General features: G+C 34.0%; 4 protein-coding genes and 1 pseudogene. All 5 read left to right on the top strand.

Annotated elements, in window-relative coordinates; all coding sequences use genetic code 11:
- Positions 1-41: 41 nt before the first annotated feature.
- Positions 42-1,184, top strand: a complete 1,143-nt coding sequence (locus tag EL082_RS06510; protein ID WP_002466622.1) for a THUMP domain-containing class I SAM-dependent RNA methyltransferase — start codon at positions 42-44, stop codon at positions 1,182-1,184.
- 132 nt (positions 1,185-1,316) lie between these two features.
- Positions 1,317-1,955, top strand: a complete 639-nt coding sequence (locus tag EL082_RS06515) for an SDR family oxidoreductase (RefSeq protein ID WP_049415869.1) — start codon at positions 1,317-1,319, stop codon at positions 1,953-1,955.
- A 192-nt stretch (positions 1,956-2,147) separates the two neighbouring features.
- Positions 2,148-5,594 carry a dynamin family protein gene (locus EL082_RS06520; RefSeq protein WP_049415872.1) on the top strand — a complete coding sequence of 1,149 codons (3,447 nt, stop codon included), beginning with the start codon at positions 2,148-2,150 and terminating at the stop codon, positions 5,592-5,594.
- An 18-nt stretch (positions 5,595-5,612) separates the two neighbouring features.
- Positions 5,613-6,491 (top strand): 5'-3' exonuclease, encoded by an 879-nt coding sequence (locus tag EL082_RS06525; RefSeq protein WP_002466627.1) that lies wholly within the window; start codon positions 5,613-5,615, stop codon positions 6,489-6,491.
- 809 nt (positions 6,492-7,300) lie between these two features.
- Positions 7,301-16,662, top strand: a pseudogene (ebh, locus tag EL082_RS12165) (hyperosmolarity resistance protein Ebh); the annotation flags it as partial.
- Positions 16,663-16,664: the final 2 nt, after the last annotated feature.

The raw sequence follows: 16,664 nt of genomic DNA on the forward strand, positions 1-16,664 counted from the left end.
AGAATAAACATAAAGAAATCAATCCAAAAGGAGAACAACGCATGTTTCAATTATTAGCAGTATGTCCAATGGGGCTTGAATCGATCGTAGCCAAAGAAATTCAAGAACTAGGTTATGAAACACAAGTAGAAAATGGACGTATCTTTTTTGAAGGTGACGAAAATGCCATCGTCAAATGTAACTTATGGTTACGTACCGCAGACCGTGTCAAAATCGTCATGGGACAATTTAAAGCAACTACGTTCGATGAATTATTTGAAAAAACAAAAGCATTACCTTGGGAGTCAATCATCGACCAACAAGGGAACTTTCCAGTCCAAGGTCGCAGTGTTAAATCCACCTTATATAGTGTGCCAGATTGCCAAGCCATTACTAAGAAAGCAATCGTAGAACGTCTTAAACATGCTTATAATGAAAAAGGATGGCTCAACGAATCGGGAGCAAAATATCCAGTAGAAGTATCAATTTTAAAAGATAAAGTACTACTTACTATTGATACATCCGGTTCAGGGTTAAATCGACGTGGCTATCGTTTAGCACAAGGGGAAGCACCTATCAAAGAAACATTAGCTGCTAGTTTGATTAAATTAGCCAATTGGACGGGTGATACGCCACTAATCGATCCATTCTGTGGTTCAGGAACGATTGCGATTGAAGCATGTCTCATCGCACAAAATATTGCTCCAGGATTCAATAGAGATTTTGTATCTGAAGAATGGAATATCATGCCACCAAATATTTATGACGATATGCGAGACGAAGCTGATAAACACGCGAATTATGATAGAGAAATTCAAGTATATGCCTCAGATATCGACCCAGAAATGGTTGAAATCGCTAAACGAAATGCAGAAGAAGTTGGCTTAGCGGACATCATTCAATTCAGTGTAAAAGATGTAAATACATTAACTATTGATACTGAAGAACCAATAGCATTAATCGGTAATCCACCATATGGTGAACGTATTGGTGATAGAGATGAAGTAGAAGAAATGTACCGATATATTGGTACATTAATGAAACAACACGATTATTTATCAACTTATATCCTAACAAGTAATAAAGAGTACGAGCATTTAGTTAACAAAAAGGCGACAAAACGCCGTAAGTTGTTTAATGGTTATATTGAATGTACGTACTATCAATATTGGGGTAAAAAACCTCAAACCAAAAAAGAATCATAGTTCATAAAATCAAATCAATTCATTAGCACTCTCAATTCAACTGTAGTAAGGTTGGATTAAGAGTGTTTTAATTTAAATTACTTTTATAATTAATAAATATAATAATCATTATTATTGAGAGGAGTAATTAATATGAAGAATGTTTTAATTATTGGGGCAAACGGACGTGTGGCTATCGAAGCAACTAAAATTTTCTTAGAGAATTCAAACTTCAATGTGAACCTGTTCTTAAGAAATGCGCATCGTATCCCTGATTATGCATCAAACAGAGTAACAGTATTTGAAGGTGATGCTAAGAACCAACAAGATTTAGAACAAGCATTAGACAATATAGATATTGTTTTTACTGGTACCTCTGGCTCATTAAATCGTCATGCTGAAACGATAGTTAAAGCTATGGACGCAAAAGGGATTAAAAGATTAATTTTAATTGCTGCACCAGGTATTTATGATGAGTTACCTGAAGCATTCAATGAATGGAATAAACAACAATTTGGATATAAGTTAGACTTATACCGTCAAGCAGCAGATACAATCGAGCAATCCGACTTAGATTATACAATCATTAGACCGGGTTGGTTAACAGATAAAAATGAAAATATATATGAAATTAGCACTAAAGAAGGGGACTTCGAGGGTACAGAAGTATCAAGAAAAAGTGTCGCTAATTTAGCTGTACAAATTGCGAAGCACCCAGAATTACATTCAAAAGAGAATATCGGTGTATTTAAGCCAGGAACTGAAGGTACCAAACCCTCATGGTTTGAATAATCCTGTCTAAAATTCATAGGTTTTAAACGATATATATGATAATATTTTAAGTAATATCATAATCTATGATAACTGACTTATTTAGAAGAGGTTATGACAACGTCACTTACATTAAAATTTTGTATAGAATTTTAAATCACATTGTCTTAATCTCTTCTTTTTTATTGACTGAACTAAAGGGGATTAATACGCATGACACATACAGAACAATTAGACATTTTATATAAATTAAAAAAAGAAGTTGAAAAATCAAATAACACTGCTTTACTAAATACAATTAATCAGGTAATTAAAAAGGTATATAAAAACCAATTTACAATGTCCTTTGTTGGGCACTTTTCAGCTGGTAAATCAACATTGATCAACTTGTTATTAGAGCAAGATATTTTACCAAGTTCTCCAGTACCTACAACTAGTAATACAGCAATCGTATCAGTTTCTGATACAGAAGATATCATCGCAAACTTACCAAACCAACAATATACAAAATTAAAAACATACGATGAAGTTAAACAAATGAATCGTCAAAATATAGATGTTGAATCTGTAGAGATTAACTTCCAATCCGATAAATTTGATAAAGGCTTTACATTCCAGGATACACCTGGTGTTGACTCTAATGTCGCAACACATCAAACAACAACTGAACAATTCATGTATACGAGTAACGTTTTATTTTATACCGTTGACTATAATCACGTGCAATCTGCACTTAATTTTCAATTTATGAAAAGAATTAATGAAGTAGGCATTCCAGTTGTATTCATCATTAACCAAATCGACAAACATAATGATGATGAACTATCATTTGATACATTCAAATCTAGAGTTGAGAAATCTATTAATGAATGGGACATCGATTTACAACATATATATTATGTATCAAAATTCGATCATCCTGAAAACCAAATTGATGACTTATCTGAATACCTCTTATATTTAGATAAGAATAGAGAACCAATGGAAACGTATGTTGAACGAACGGTATCTTTTATTACAGATGCTCAACTTTCATACATTCAAAATGAAATGCAAAGTATACTTGAATACCTCAACATCGAAGAAGATGAGTTTGAACAAGCTTATTTAAATTTCCAACAAACACAAGCTGTTTCAGAAGAAGCACAACTTTTAAATGATAAAGATAAATTAAAAGCATATCTTAAACAAAAACGTAAAGATATATTAGAAAATGCCTATATTATGACACATGATATGCGCGAACAACTGCGTTCTTATCTAGAAAGTAAGGCAACTGACTTTAAAGTAGGTGGTCTCTTTAATAAAGCTAAAAAGAAAGAGGAAGCACAAACGGAGCGTTTAGATAAAGCAATCAGTATGCTACAAGAAAAGATTAACACTCAAATACGTCAACCTATGCGTGAAGACATGTCATTTTTAACGCGCTTTATCAATCAAAAAAATATAAACGAACATATACTCAACCAATCCTATGATATTCCAAATGATTTAGTTTCATCACTGTATCAACCACAAACAACCATCAGCAATACTTATGTATTAACATTTTCAGATGAAGTTGTTAAAGCAATCAATCAATTTGTTGAACGTCAATCGAATCCATTATTTGAAAAAGCTATCCAACACGTACAAGCTAATGAGATTGAAAGCGAAGATAATGAAACATCAGATGAATATCAACGTTACTTACAATTAAATAACTTAAAAGAATCTATCACAACACGCAATTATCAACATTACTATATCCATTTGGAAGATTCTTTAGATAAATTAACTGGACGCACTGAAGCCAATTTCACGATTAAAGAAGAAAACGATACAACACAACATCAGCATCGTGATCAAATTCAAGCCAGTGATGACACAGTGAGTCGTTCACAAGTAGACATTGAAAAAGCATTAAATATCATCGAAGATATTCCATTATTCGAACGTACACAAACAGATATTAAACAAACACTAACGCGTTTAGATCAACAAATAACAAAAATAGGTGTATTTGGGACATTTAGTGCTGGTAAGAGTAGTTTAATTAATGCTTTATTAGGTGATAATTACTTAGTTAGCTCGCCAAATCCGACAACAGCAGCCACTACAGAACTGACATACGGGGAAAGTAGTAGCATAACATTAAAATCATCTAAACAATTACTCGATGAGATTAACCAATTGCTAGAGTTCTTTAATCAGTCATTTTCGTCTTTAGATGAATTTATGAATAGCGATATTTCTCAATTGAAATCAAAACTAGAAAAAAATCAACTTGCCTTTATTTCAGCAGTAGAAAAGCATTACGACATGTATATCAATATGTTAGAAGAAGGGGAAGTACATCATATTTCACAAGAAGATGTCAAAAAATGGTCTGCCGAAGATGAATATGCAACTTTCGTAAAAACAGTACATTTACAAGTACCTGTTGAATGGCTTAAAGGCAAAATTGTTGTCGATTCACTTGGTTTACATTCCAATAACCAGCGTCATACTAATGAAACTGAACAAATCCTCACTTCATCTGACTTAATTTTATATGTCAGTTATTTCAATCACTCTTTTACTGATAACGACAAAGCTTTCATTGAACATATGAAAGATATGAATCAGTTAAATGAAAATCAAGCATTCAAAATGATTATTAATGCTGTCGATTTAGCTGAAAGTGATGAAGATCTTAATGCCGTTAAAGATTATGTTGACGACGCACTAAACCAAGTACAATTGCAATCTGAAGTGTTTGGTGTGTCTAGTCGAGAAGCATTAAAATCTAGTGATGAAGGTATGAATCAATTAAAAGAAAGCATTCAACATTTCGTCGATGTTGAATCTAAAACGATACTCGAACAACAAATGATTCACCAACTTCAACAAATTGATCAGTCATATCAAGAGATGATTTCAGAATTTGAAACCAATAAAGATGACATCGCGAAACGTCAACGTAAATTAGAAACATACAAAGACAAACATAGACTAGAAAACCAATTAATTGCTACTACGACTCAACATACAAATAATGAAGTTGAAGAACAAGTCTATCATTTAAATCAAAGATTAAAGCTTCAGTTAATGGATGATATTAAGTCTGTTTATAATAGTCAAATGACACAAAATAGTGATTTCAACGCTGAAAAGAAAAACTCAACTAAAATTTATTTAGATCAAATTCATCAAAGAATGTTCTTAGAGCAATCATTAATCACTGAAAGAATTAAGAAGTATTTTAATCAGCAATTAGACGAACAAGTTGCACCTGTCTTACAACAGTTAAGTCAATTGCATATTATTGTACATCCACGTTTCAATTTACAACCTGATGTTGTTGATCAACCATTACTTCATATCGATTTAAACGATATGATGGCTGAATTACCTAAACAATTAACGAAACGTAAAATTTTAAATGCGAATGCTCAAAAGGATATTCATGAAATGATTTGTCAAAGTACATTAGAACTACTTCAACCTAACTTTAGTCGCTTAAGACAACAACTTGAAACTTATGTTGAGCAAATGTCTGATGAAGCAGAACAACAATTTAATAGTATTGAAGACAATATTCAAAGTCAGATTAATGAATTATTATCATTTGAATTAGATGAATCATTAATTTCACAACTTAAAGATAAGCACCAACAACTTGAAGCAATTATATATTAAGAAAGAAGGACAATCGAAATGCCTAATAAAGTATTACTCGTTGATGGCATGGCTTTATTATTTAGACATTTTTTCGCAACGAGTCTCCATAATCAATTTATGTACAATTCAAAAGGCGTGCCAACTAACGGTATTCAGGGGTTTGTACGTCATATCTTTTCAGCTATCCATGAAATCCAACCCACACATGTAGCTGTTTGTTGGGATATGGGGCAATCAACCTTCAGAAATGACATGTTTGAAGGTTATAAACAAAATCGCTCAGCACCACCAGAAGAGCTCATTCCACAATTTGATTATGTTAAAGAGATATCTGAACAATTTGGTTTTGTTAATATTGGTGTGACTAATTATGAAGCCGATGATGTGATTGGTACATTAGCACAAACTTATTCCGTTGATAATGATGTCTATATTATTACCGGAGATAGAGATTTGTTACAATGTATCAATGAAAATGTTGAAGTATGGCTCATTAAGAAAGGCTTTAACATATATAATCGATATACCTTAAATCGATTTAATGAAGAGTATGAATTAGCACCGCAACAACTCATTGATATCAAAGCGTTTATGGGTGATACAGCCGATGGTTATGCAGGTGTTAAAGGTATAGGTGAGAAAACTGCGATAAAATTAATTCAACAATATGGCAGTGTGGAAGGGGTCATTGAACAAATTGATGCCTTAACACCAGGTCAAAGGAAGAAAATTAATGACAATATGAATGAATTACATTTATCGAAGCGATTAGCTGAGATTCATACAAATGTGCCCATCGATAGTGAACAATTGTTCCAAGATATGTCTTTTGCCACAACATTGAACCATATCTTATCTATATGTAATGAACATGAGCTATATGTTTCCGGTAAATATATATCAAGTCATTTATAAAATCATAAACATAACGACTCGTACGATTATCTAATTAAAGATAAAAATACGAGTCGTTTTTATTTTATTATCTCATTATTTTAAAATCATTATAATTTATCACATATTCAATTATACTTATATAAAATTTTATGATATTATTAAATGGAACGTAAATAAATTGTTCAACATTATGTTGTGATGTATGCCGATTTGTCTGTTTTTTATCATTTATTTGGTAAATCATAGCATTTATGATGAATCATCATTTATCAAATCCTAACTATAATTAACAGACCTGTATACTTATCACAACTACAACATCAGAGACACAACAACAAGATAAGGAGTGAACAATAGCTGTGAATAATCGTGAGAAATTACAGAAGTTTAGTATTCGTAAATATACAGTTGGTACGTTTTCAACTGTCATTGCGACATTAGTCTTTTTAGGTTTTAATGCTTCTCATGCACAATCTGAAGAATTAAATACCACTAAAACGGCGTCACAACAATTACTACATCAACAGGATGAGGTAAATGACGATTCGAAATCTAATACCGATTCATCAATAGCTAACCAACTAGCTAATGAACAAACTAGTGATGAAACTATAACTTCAGAACAACCATCTAAAGAAACTGTGGTCTCTCAAACACATAAAGATCCTACAGACACACAAACTATAGATAACGTTTCAACAGATAATGAAAATTCCATTCAAACGACTGATCAAACAGCAAATTCTAATCATTCAAATGATTTAGAACAAAATAATCAATCTCATTCTGCAGAAGTAAATAACGTAGAAAATAAGTTAACTGCAAACGTGGATAATGTAAAACATCAAAGCATTGAACAAGAAAGTAATTTAACGCAACCGGCTCAATTGAATAAGGATTCGTTACAAGCTTTCTTTGATGCTAATTATCATGATTATCGCTTTATAGATAGAGATAAAGTAGATCAACCAACATATGATCAAGTTAAGCAGGCTTTCGATAAAGTCAATACGTTACTTGGAAACAATAATCCAATCAGTGAAAAATCATTACAACTTGCATATCAAGATTTAGAACAAGCAGTAGCAACGATACGCACATTACCTAAGCGTCAATCTCAAACAAGACGCAACCATCATATTCAAGAACGTGCAGCCGAATCAAGATCATCTGGTAGTTATCAATCAGCTATTACATCTTACTATGTAGATAATCCAAATGATGGTTCAGGTTACCCTGAAGGTACTTATATTTATGCAGCTAACAAAGGGACACCATTTTCATTACCTAATACACCATGGAAACGTCTAAGAGCTGCCGATTCTAAAGGTATTGCCTACGTCGTTACGAAACGATTAAAAGATGGTTATGAATGGACGATTAAATTTAATCAAAGTCATCAAATGCATGAGCACATGGTATTTTGGTTTGGCTTACCGGATGGACAGACACCAGTAGGTCCAGCAAGATTATCGATTGAAGACCCAGACAACTCTAATATCGTAAGTAGCTTAGGTGTTGGCGCAGGAGAAGGTCAACCATTACCTTTCATGTGGCGTACTGCAGGTGGTATTGACAGTTCTCGTGCCTCTAATTTCGTACAAGGACCACGTACAGGCTATACATTTTATGATGAACCTACGATTCATATTAATAGCTTTAAAGAATTTGCACGTGCACCTGAATTTCAACATGAACAAGATGCATCAGATAATGCGAGAACAAACGGTGAACAAAATTTTGCATTATTAAATGGTGAATTTCCAAACCAAATTACGGGTCTTGACAGAATGTATGCATTTATTGGAAAAGGTAACGCAAGTTATACACTCCAATTTAGAACACAAGGAAACACTGCATCACGTTTCTATTATGCAGCCGGTGGTAGAGCTTTAGAATATAGACAACTATTTAGCTATAACGAGCTATATGTCGAACCATTAAATCATTTTACAGAAAGAGTTAAAGATTTTACATTAGTTACCAATCGTACATATCATTTAGGCAATTATAAAAACGTATATGATTTAACTTTGAGAAGAGATGTAACAAAATTTATTTTAGATTCAAATGATGAAAACTCTGAAGATTTTGCTACGGACCCATTAAGCTATGTTAGAACGCCGAGTCCATTAGTTATTGGTTTTTTCGATCCTAACTTACCTTCAAAATCGTTTCGTCATGGACCTCACATCCAATTAAATGACTATCAAATCTATCAATTAATCAATAATGAAACGTTAATTAACGCAAGTCGCTCAGGTAATCCAATCAAGTTAAATATTGGATTTAGCGTTCAAGATAGATATGGTAATGACGAAACTTTAATGCCAGTTTATTTATATGTGAAACCTGAACTTCAAAATAATATGGGCTTTTTCACAAATAACGATCCAAATAACCGTGCAGAATCACCCGAATCTAAATCAGCAGGACACCCAGTCTTTAATGTATTTCAAGGTAATATGGGCAATAGTTATACAAGCAGTGGTAACACATCTAACTATGTTCAACCATTACGCATTCAATTAGCAAGTAATGAAGATTTTAGTAATAATGATTGGGAAATCACTGGTATCCCAAGTACACTTCATATTGAAAATGCTGCTGGCAGAACTAATAATAATAGAGAAAGAAACCTTGAATTGGTAGGTAATATTGCACCTGGCGATTATTCAGGTATCGTACGATTACGCAAACGAGAACAACCATTTGAAATTAGAGTCAAACCATTGCCACCTCAAATCGATACAACTGTTCGAGAATTAAGAGGAAAAGGTGGAACTAAACCAACTATCACAGTGTCTAATGTACCTGCAGATCCTAATGCCCTTGTGTATTTAGTTGCAACTGGAAATTTAGCACAAGATGGTACAAATGATCCCGCTTCAGTACCAAAAAATTACGACATTATAGCTAGTGCAACGCCGACAAGTACAAGTAATAGTGTGACATTCAATCCAGAAGACTATGTACAGAACTTACCAAATACTGGCGTAATCAGAGCAATCGTTTATTACAATAAGAAGGTGGTATCTAATTTTAGTAATGCTGTTGAAATACAGGCAGACAACACACCACCAACAATTGGTAACCCTGTCGATTTAAAAAATAAATATTATAAAGGTGAACAAGTCAACTTTACGATTGATATTACAGACGGTGCAAATGGTACTGGAATTAAATCTGTAAATGTTAGCAGATTACCACAAGGATGGACTTCTCAATTTGTGCAAAACGCAAATGGTGAGGGTGGTACACTTAGAATTACGGGAAATGTATCTGATAATCAACCATTCAATAGTCAAATCAGATTCAATGTTTCTGCAACAGATAACAGCAATAATACAACCAATAGTCGTCAATCTAAACAAATTGCAATCAATATTGGCCAAATGAGTAATGATTTTTCTCCAATTGTATTACCTAATGTTCAAAAAATTAATGTAGTTAATCCTGGAGACTTAACTCGTGCTGAAGAACGAGATGTGATTAACGCTCTAAAAGCCGTTAATACTAATATCATTCCATACCTAGAAGATTCAAGTCCAATCAATATCCCATCCACAGATATGATTAGTTTTAATTATAAAGATGGATCAACAGATCGGATTTCAATCACTAATGCAATAACTTATGAACCAGTTCGAAAATCAATATATGCCGAAGGTAACAATACTAAAGAAGCAACAGTGACGATAGCTAGAGGTCAACAATTTGAATTTGGTGATTTAAAACAATACTTTGCATTAAGTAATGGCGCAGATATGCCAGAAAGTTCACTATTTACTATCACTGCAGTTAATGCATTGCCGAATTCATCACAAATATCTCAATTAGGTGTCGGTACATATACGTATCAATTAAATGCGAGTGATACTTATAGACAAGATCAAGCACCTTTAACTTTAAAATTAAAAGTTGTAGATGTGAACCAACCAACAGGTGACCAACGTGTATATCGTATTTCAACATTTAATGTAACTGATGATGAAAAAGCGCAAATAAAACAAGCATTTATAAATGCGAATAGTAGCCAACTACAATTAACTGATAGCAATATAGAGATTACAAATACGCTAAATCGATTAAATACAAGTACGATAACTGTAAATATCACAAAAGGTAAATTACAAAAATCATTTACATCTAATGCAACGACAATGAATTTCTTAAGATGGGTGGATTTCCCCAATGACTATTCAGTAGGTTGGACAAGTCAAACGATCCCTGGACGTCAATCAGATGGAGGCTTCCAATGGTCATCAGATCATAAATCATTAATTTATCGTTATGACGCAACTTCTGGTAGAACCATTAATGCTAATGATGTTTTAAAACTGATTACAGCGAATACGACTATTCCAGGCCTAAGAACTAATATAAGAGGTACTGAAAAAGCATTGGCCGAAGCAGGTGGAACACCAAACTATAATCCAGTAGGTTATTCTTTAACAGCTCCTGATGCGGGCGGTCAACGTGAATTCACCTATAACGGTAAAATCATCCAAGCTTTAGATTTAGTTGAAACAAGTCGTGGCTATGGTGGTCAACCTATTACGTATTCAAATTTAAGCTCAAATAAAACTAATTCATCTCTAACAAATGTGAATGAATCTGCCAGAAATGGTGTGCCAGCATTTACAATAGACCATGTTATTAAAAACAATACGATTACTGGTAACAATAGTCCTGTATATAGAGCACAATTATTCTTATCACCATATGGCCCACCAGCTTATTTACAAGCGATTAATAGTAATCAAGCAAACACTACTGACGTCATTAACGTGTATTTTGTACCAAGTGATAGTGTGAATCCGACATTAACTGTTGGCAATTACAGTAATCATGTCGTGTATTCTGGTGAAACTTTCACAAACAATATTACAGCGAATGATAATTATGCTTTAGGTAGTGTACAAGTTGCACCTAATTCTCAAATAGCAGGCACAGTTAGCAATAATAATCAAACAGTATCGTTACAAGCACCAAATGTCTCTACAAGTAGTGATAAAACGATTACATTAGTTGCGACAGATACAAGTGGAAACACGACTAATCAGTCATTTAACGTCACAGTTAAACCGTTAAAAGATAAATACCGTGTGACAACCAATGCAACTGTTGGAAATCCAATTAGAATAGCAAATATTCGTGACAATGCAACAATTTCACAAGCAGATCAACAAAAGATTATCGATAGTATTACTACAACTAATATTGCAGGTACAAGACCATATGCCACAGCCGGTGCAAATGAAATTAGAAGTAAAGTTGTAACTGGTAATGTTGGAAGATTAAACCAATCACCTGTAGCAACCGTTACAGTTACGTTTGCTGATGGTTCAACATCAACAGTTACCGTTCCTGTAAAACATATCCTTTACAACGTTGTAGCTAGTCCAAGATATACCATTCAAGGACAAGATTTCCCTAATGGTAAAGGTGCATCACCAAATGATTTCTTCACCTTAGAAAACGGTGATCCAGTTCCTGATGCCACAATTACATGGCTACCAAATAATACACCAAACAAAAACAATACTCGTATTGGTGAAAGTATTACAGTTAGAGCTAATATCTTATTTGATGGTGAAACAACACCAATTATTAAAGAATCATCATATATGGTAGTACGATCAATTCCAAAACAAGTATTTGTAACCAATAGAGTTACACCAATTCCTGGTATTGATAATCCAAACAATCCAAAAGATTATCTTAAACCAATCATTCATGGGATAACGATACACAACAGATGAACTTTGCATTTGTCGGTAATGGAAATACACCACCAAACCTTAATATAGTAGGTAGTCAAACTAGATTGGTCCGTGTTACTTATGCCAACGGGCAAAGTGAAAATGTTAGATTCTTAGTAAATGTACGACCTGATGCGCCACGCATTGATAGTAATACAGTTTTATTTAAAGCAGGCTTAACTAATCAAGAAATCAAAATTAATAATGTTCTAAACCAATCACCAGTTACATTATTAAAATCCGATGGCACATCATTAGCGATTTCTCATACCAATTATGGTCCTGGACATAATGCAACTGTAGTTGTAAGTGATGCATTACCAGATGGCGAAATCAAAGCTAAAACGAGCGTAACCACTAGACATATCTCATACACTACTCAAAATAACCAAGGACAAGTTCAAGATGTAACACAAGATATTACAGTAGATTCATTTGAAAGTGATCCTGTACGTGTAACACCACAATTGCATGCAATTCCAGACGGCGCTCATTTCATAAAAGATGATACGCAAAATGACTTTAGTAGTGCCGCACGTTATATCGATCAATTACCTCAAGGCGCTACAGCTGTATGGCAAGACAATGCTGATAATTGGAAGAATAATGTAGGTAACTTTACTAAAACAGCAGTTGTTACATTACCGAACGGACAAGGTACAAGAAATGTAGATATTCCAGTCAAAATTTACCCAGTGGCACGTGCTAAAGCACCAACACGCGAAGTACAAGGCGGTCAACTATCTCAAGGTACTGACGCATTACATTATGTAACATTTGATCCTAATACCAATACAAATGGCATTACTGCAGATTGGGCAAATCAAGCACAACCAAGTACGAGTCAACCTGGTGTTCAAAATTTAACAATTAATGTGACATATCCTGGAATAACAACACCTGTACAAGTTCCTGTTAGTTTAAATGTATATCAATTTGATTTCAGTCCTAATGAATATACAACAACGATAGGTACTACTTTTGCCCGTGGTATTGAGGCATCTCAATATCAACACATTGTGAATAATAATGGTTTACCAACTGAAGGATTTACATATCATTGGAATCAAGCAACCACTGGTACTAATGGTGAAAGTTGGGAAGCATTAAATAAACCAAATTCTGCTCAAGTATTAAATGCAAAATATGATGTGTTATATAACGGTCAACCTTTCGCAACGTCCCAACCTGCACGTTTTATAATTAGAAATGTACAACCTTCTGTACCTCAAATTTCTGAATCCAAGCAAGGTGTTATTACAATAGCACCAGGTGCAAACCAATCTATTAATACTCGTACAGGTAATGTCGATACGTACGCAGATCGTTTGGTTATTAAACATAACGGCCAAGTCATTACAACATTTATACGTAATAATAGTAATAGCCCATGGACAAAAGAAACCTCTGCACAAAGCGTGAACGGTGTAGTAGGTACAGAAAATGGTATCACTATCGCGGCAGGGACATTCAGTCCATCAGACAATATTCAAGTCATTGCAACACAAGGTAATGGAGAATTAATAAGCGACGAACAACCTAGTCAAATGTTTACAGTTGTAGCACCTCAACCTAATCAAGCTACATCTCACATTTGGGAAAATGGACAAGTAGAAATCGCACCAAATAATTTACCAAATAACCTTGTTAACCCAACAACAGCGGTAGAGATTACTTACATCGAACAAGTAAGTAACACTAGTGAACAGACAAAAACATTACAAGTTGTTCAAGGTCCTAATGGACAATGGTCAATTGCTGACAAACCAAGTTATGTCACAGTAGATAGTGCAACTGATAAAGTAACTTTCAATGCAAATACAATCAAACCTAATAGTGATGTCACTACAATTGCAAAAGCAGGTTCGGGTAATGCAGAAAGTACAAACACAAATACTTATAATATACCTAATGCACATACTGTCACTATTAATCAAATTGTGAAAGATTATGGTTCTAACGTCACACCTGAGGATATTAATAATGCAGTACAAGTTATCAACAAACAAAATGCAACAATTAAACAAGGTACTCCATTACCTGTTAATCTTGCAGGTGGTAGTACAACAACCATACCAGTTGTCATAACGTATGATGATGGTAGCACAGAACAAATTACTGAAACGATTTTTACTAAGTCAGACAAACGTGATTTAATTTCAGCGGTAAATCACTTAGATGATCCAATCAGTACTGATGGTAAAACACCAGCAAGTATCACGCAGTTTAATAATGCGATGACAAATGCTCAAAGTGAAATCAATACTGCCATTACTCAAGCAGACCAAGTCATTCAAGATCAATTCGCTTCACCTGAACAAGTGACACAAGCATTAAACACTGTTCAAGCTGCTCAAGCAAAAATTGATCAAGCCAAAGCATTACTTCAAAATAAAGCTGACAATCATGAATTAGTTCAAGCTAAAAATGACTTGCAAGCATCTATAGATCAACAACCATCATTAGATGGTATGACACAACAAAGTATTGATAATTACAATGCGAAACGACAAGCTGCTCAATCTGAAATCACAAAAGCACAACAAGTCATTGATAATGGTGATGCCACAGCACAACAAATTGCAGAACAAAAACAAAATGTAGATAAAGCATTAACAGCATTAAATCAAGCCAAATCGGATTTAACTGCAGATACAAGTGCTTTACAACAAGCAGTTCAGCAACTTGATAGAACTGGTACAACAACAGGAATGAGACCAGCTAGTATCACAGCTTATAACCAAGCGATGCAAGCTCTTAATCCTGATTTAACTCAAGCACGTCAAAAAGCCGATGCAATTATTAACAAGCCAATTCGAACTGTTCAAGAAGTTCAAGATGCTTTAAGACAAGTTGACCAAGTGAATGAACGTATTACACAAGCGATTAATCAGTTGCAACCTTTAGCAAATAATAGCGAACTTAAAACGGCGAAGGCCAAACTTGATGATGAGATTAACCAAACAGTATCAACAGATGGCATGACAACCGAGTCTATTAATGCATACCAACAAGCGAAACAAGCTGCACAAGCTGAATCTGAAGCAGCACAACAAGTCATTAATAATGGCGATGCAACAGAACAAGATATCGCAAACGAAAAAGCAAAAGTAGAAGATAAATACAATGCATTGAAACAAGCGATTGCAAACTTAACACCTGATGTTTCACCATTAGAAAGAGCTAAAGCTGATCTAGAAAATGATATCAATCAAACAACAAGCACAACAGGTATGACTGATCAATCAGTAGCCAACTATAATGAAAAATTAAACGCTGCAAAACAACAATTACAAGAGATTAATCAAATCCTACAATCTCATCCTAACGTAGCTACAATCAGAGATTATGTTGCACATGCAAATGATGCTAAATCAGTTCTAGATACAGCTCGTAACGGATTAACAGTAGATAAAACACCTTTAGAAAATGCGAAAAATGCGTTACAACAAAGTATTAATCAAGTTACTGATACAACAGGTATGACACAAGATTCGATTAATACTTACCAAGCAAAATTAAATGCCGCTAAAGAAAAACTGAGCGCAATTAATCAAGTCTTAAATAGCAATCCAACCGTGGATCAAATCAATACAAATACAACAGCAGCAAATGATGCTAAAGCTGAATTAGACGACGCACGTTCAAACTTAACGCCAGACCAAGCACCATTACAACAGGCAAAAGTTGAACTTCAAGAAGCGATAAATCAAGCACAAGGTACTGATACAACAGGTATGACGCAAGATTCAATTAATGCTCTTAATGACAAATTAAATGCGGCTAAAGAAAAGATAAAAGAAATTGATCACGTCTTAAATAACCACCCAACTGTCGCTCTAATCAATGACAGTGTGAATCAAGCAACTACTACCAAAGAAGCTTTAAATGAGGCACGTCAAAACCTAGTACCTGATAAAGCACCATTAGAAGCTGCGAAAAATGCGTTACAACAAAGTATTAATCAACCTACAAATACGACAGGCATGACGCAATCATCTATTGATGCTTATAATGAAAAACTTGAACAAGCGAAAGCAAAACTTGCATCTATAACTCAAGTACTTAATGGTTCACCAAGTGTTGGAGACATCAATTCAAATAAGAATGAAGCAAACATTGCGAAAGATGCATTAAATCAAGCACGTCAACAATTAACAGTTGATAAAGCACCATTACAACAAGCCAAAATGGAACTTGAACAAAGTATCAATCAACCAACAGATACAAATGGCATGACTCAAGAATCAGTTGCGAATTATAACAGCAAAGTAAATGCAGCACGTGAAAAACTTCGTGAAATAGAACAAGTTTTAAATGGTAATCCAACCGTTGATGATATTAATAACAACACAAGTGCAACAAATAATGTAACTAATGCGTTAAACCAAGCACGTCAACAATTAACAGTAGATAAGGCGCCATT

The organism is Staphylococcus warneri (assembly GCF_900636385.1).
GTDB classification, from domain to species: Bacteria; Bacillota; Bacilli; order Staphylococcales; family Staphylococcaceae; genus Staphylococcus; species Staphylococcus warneri.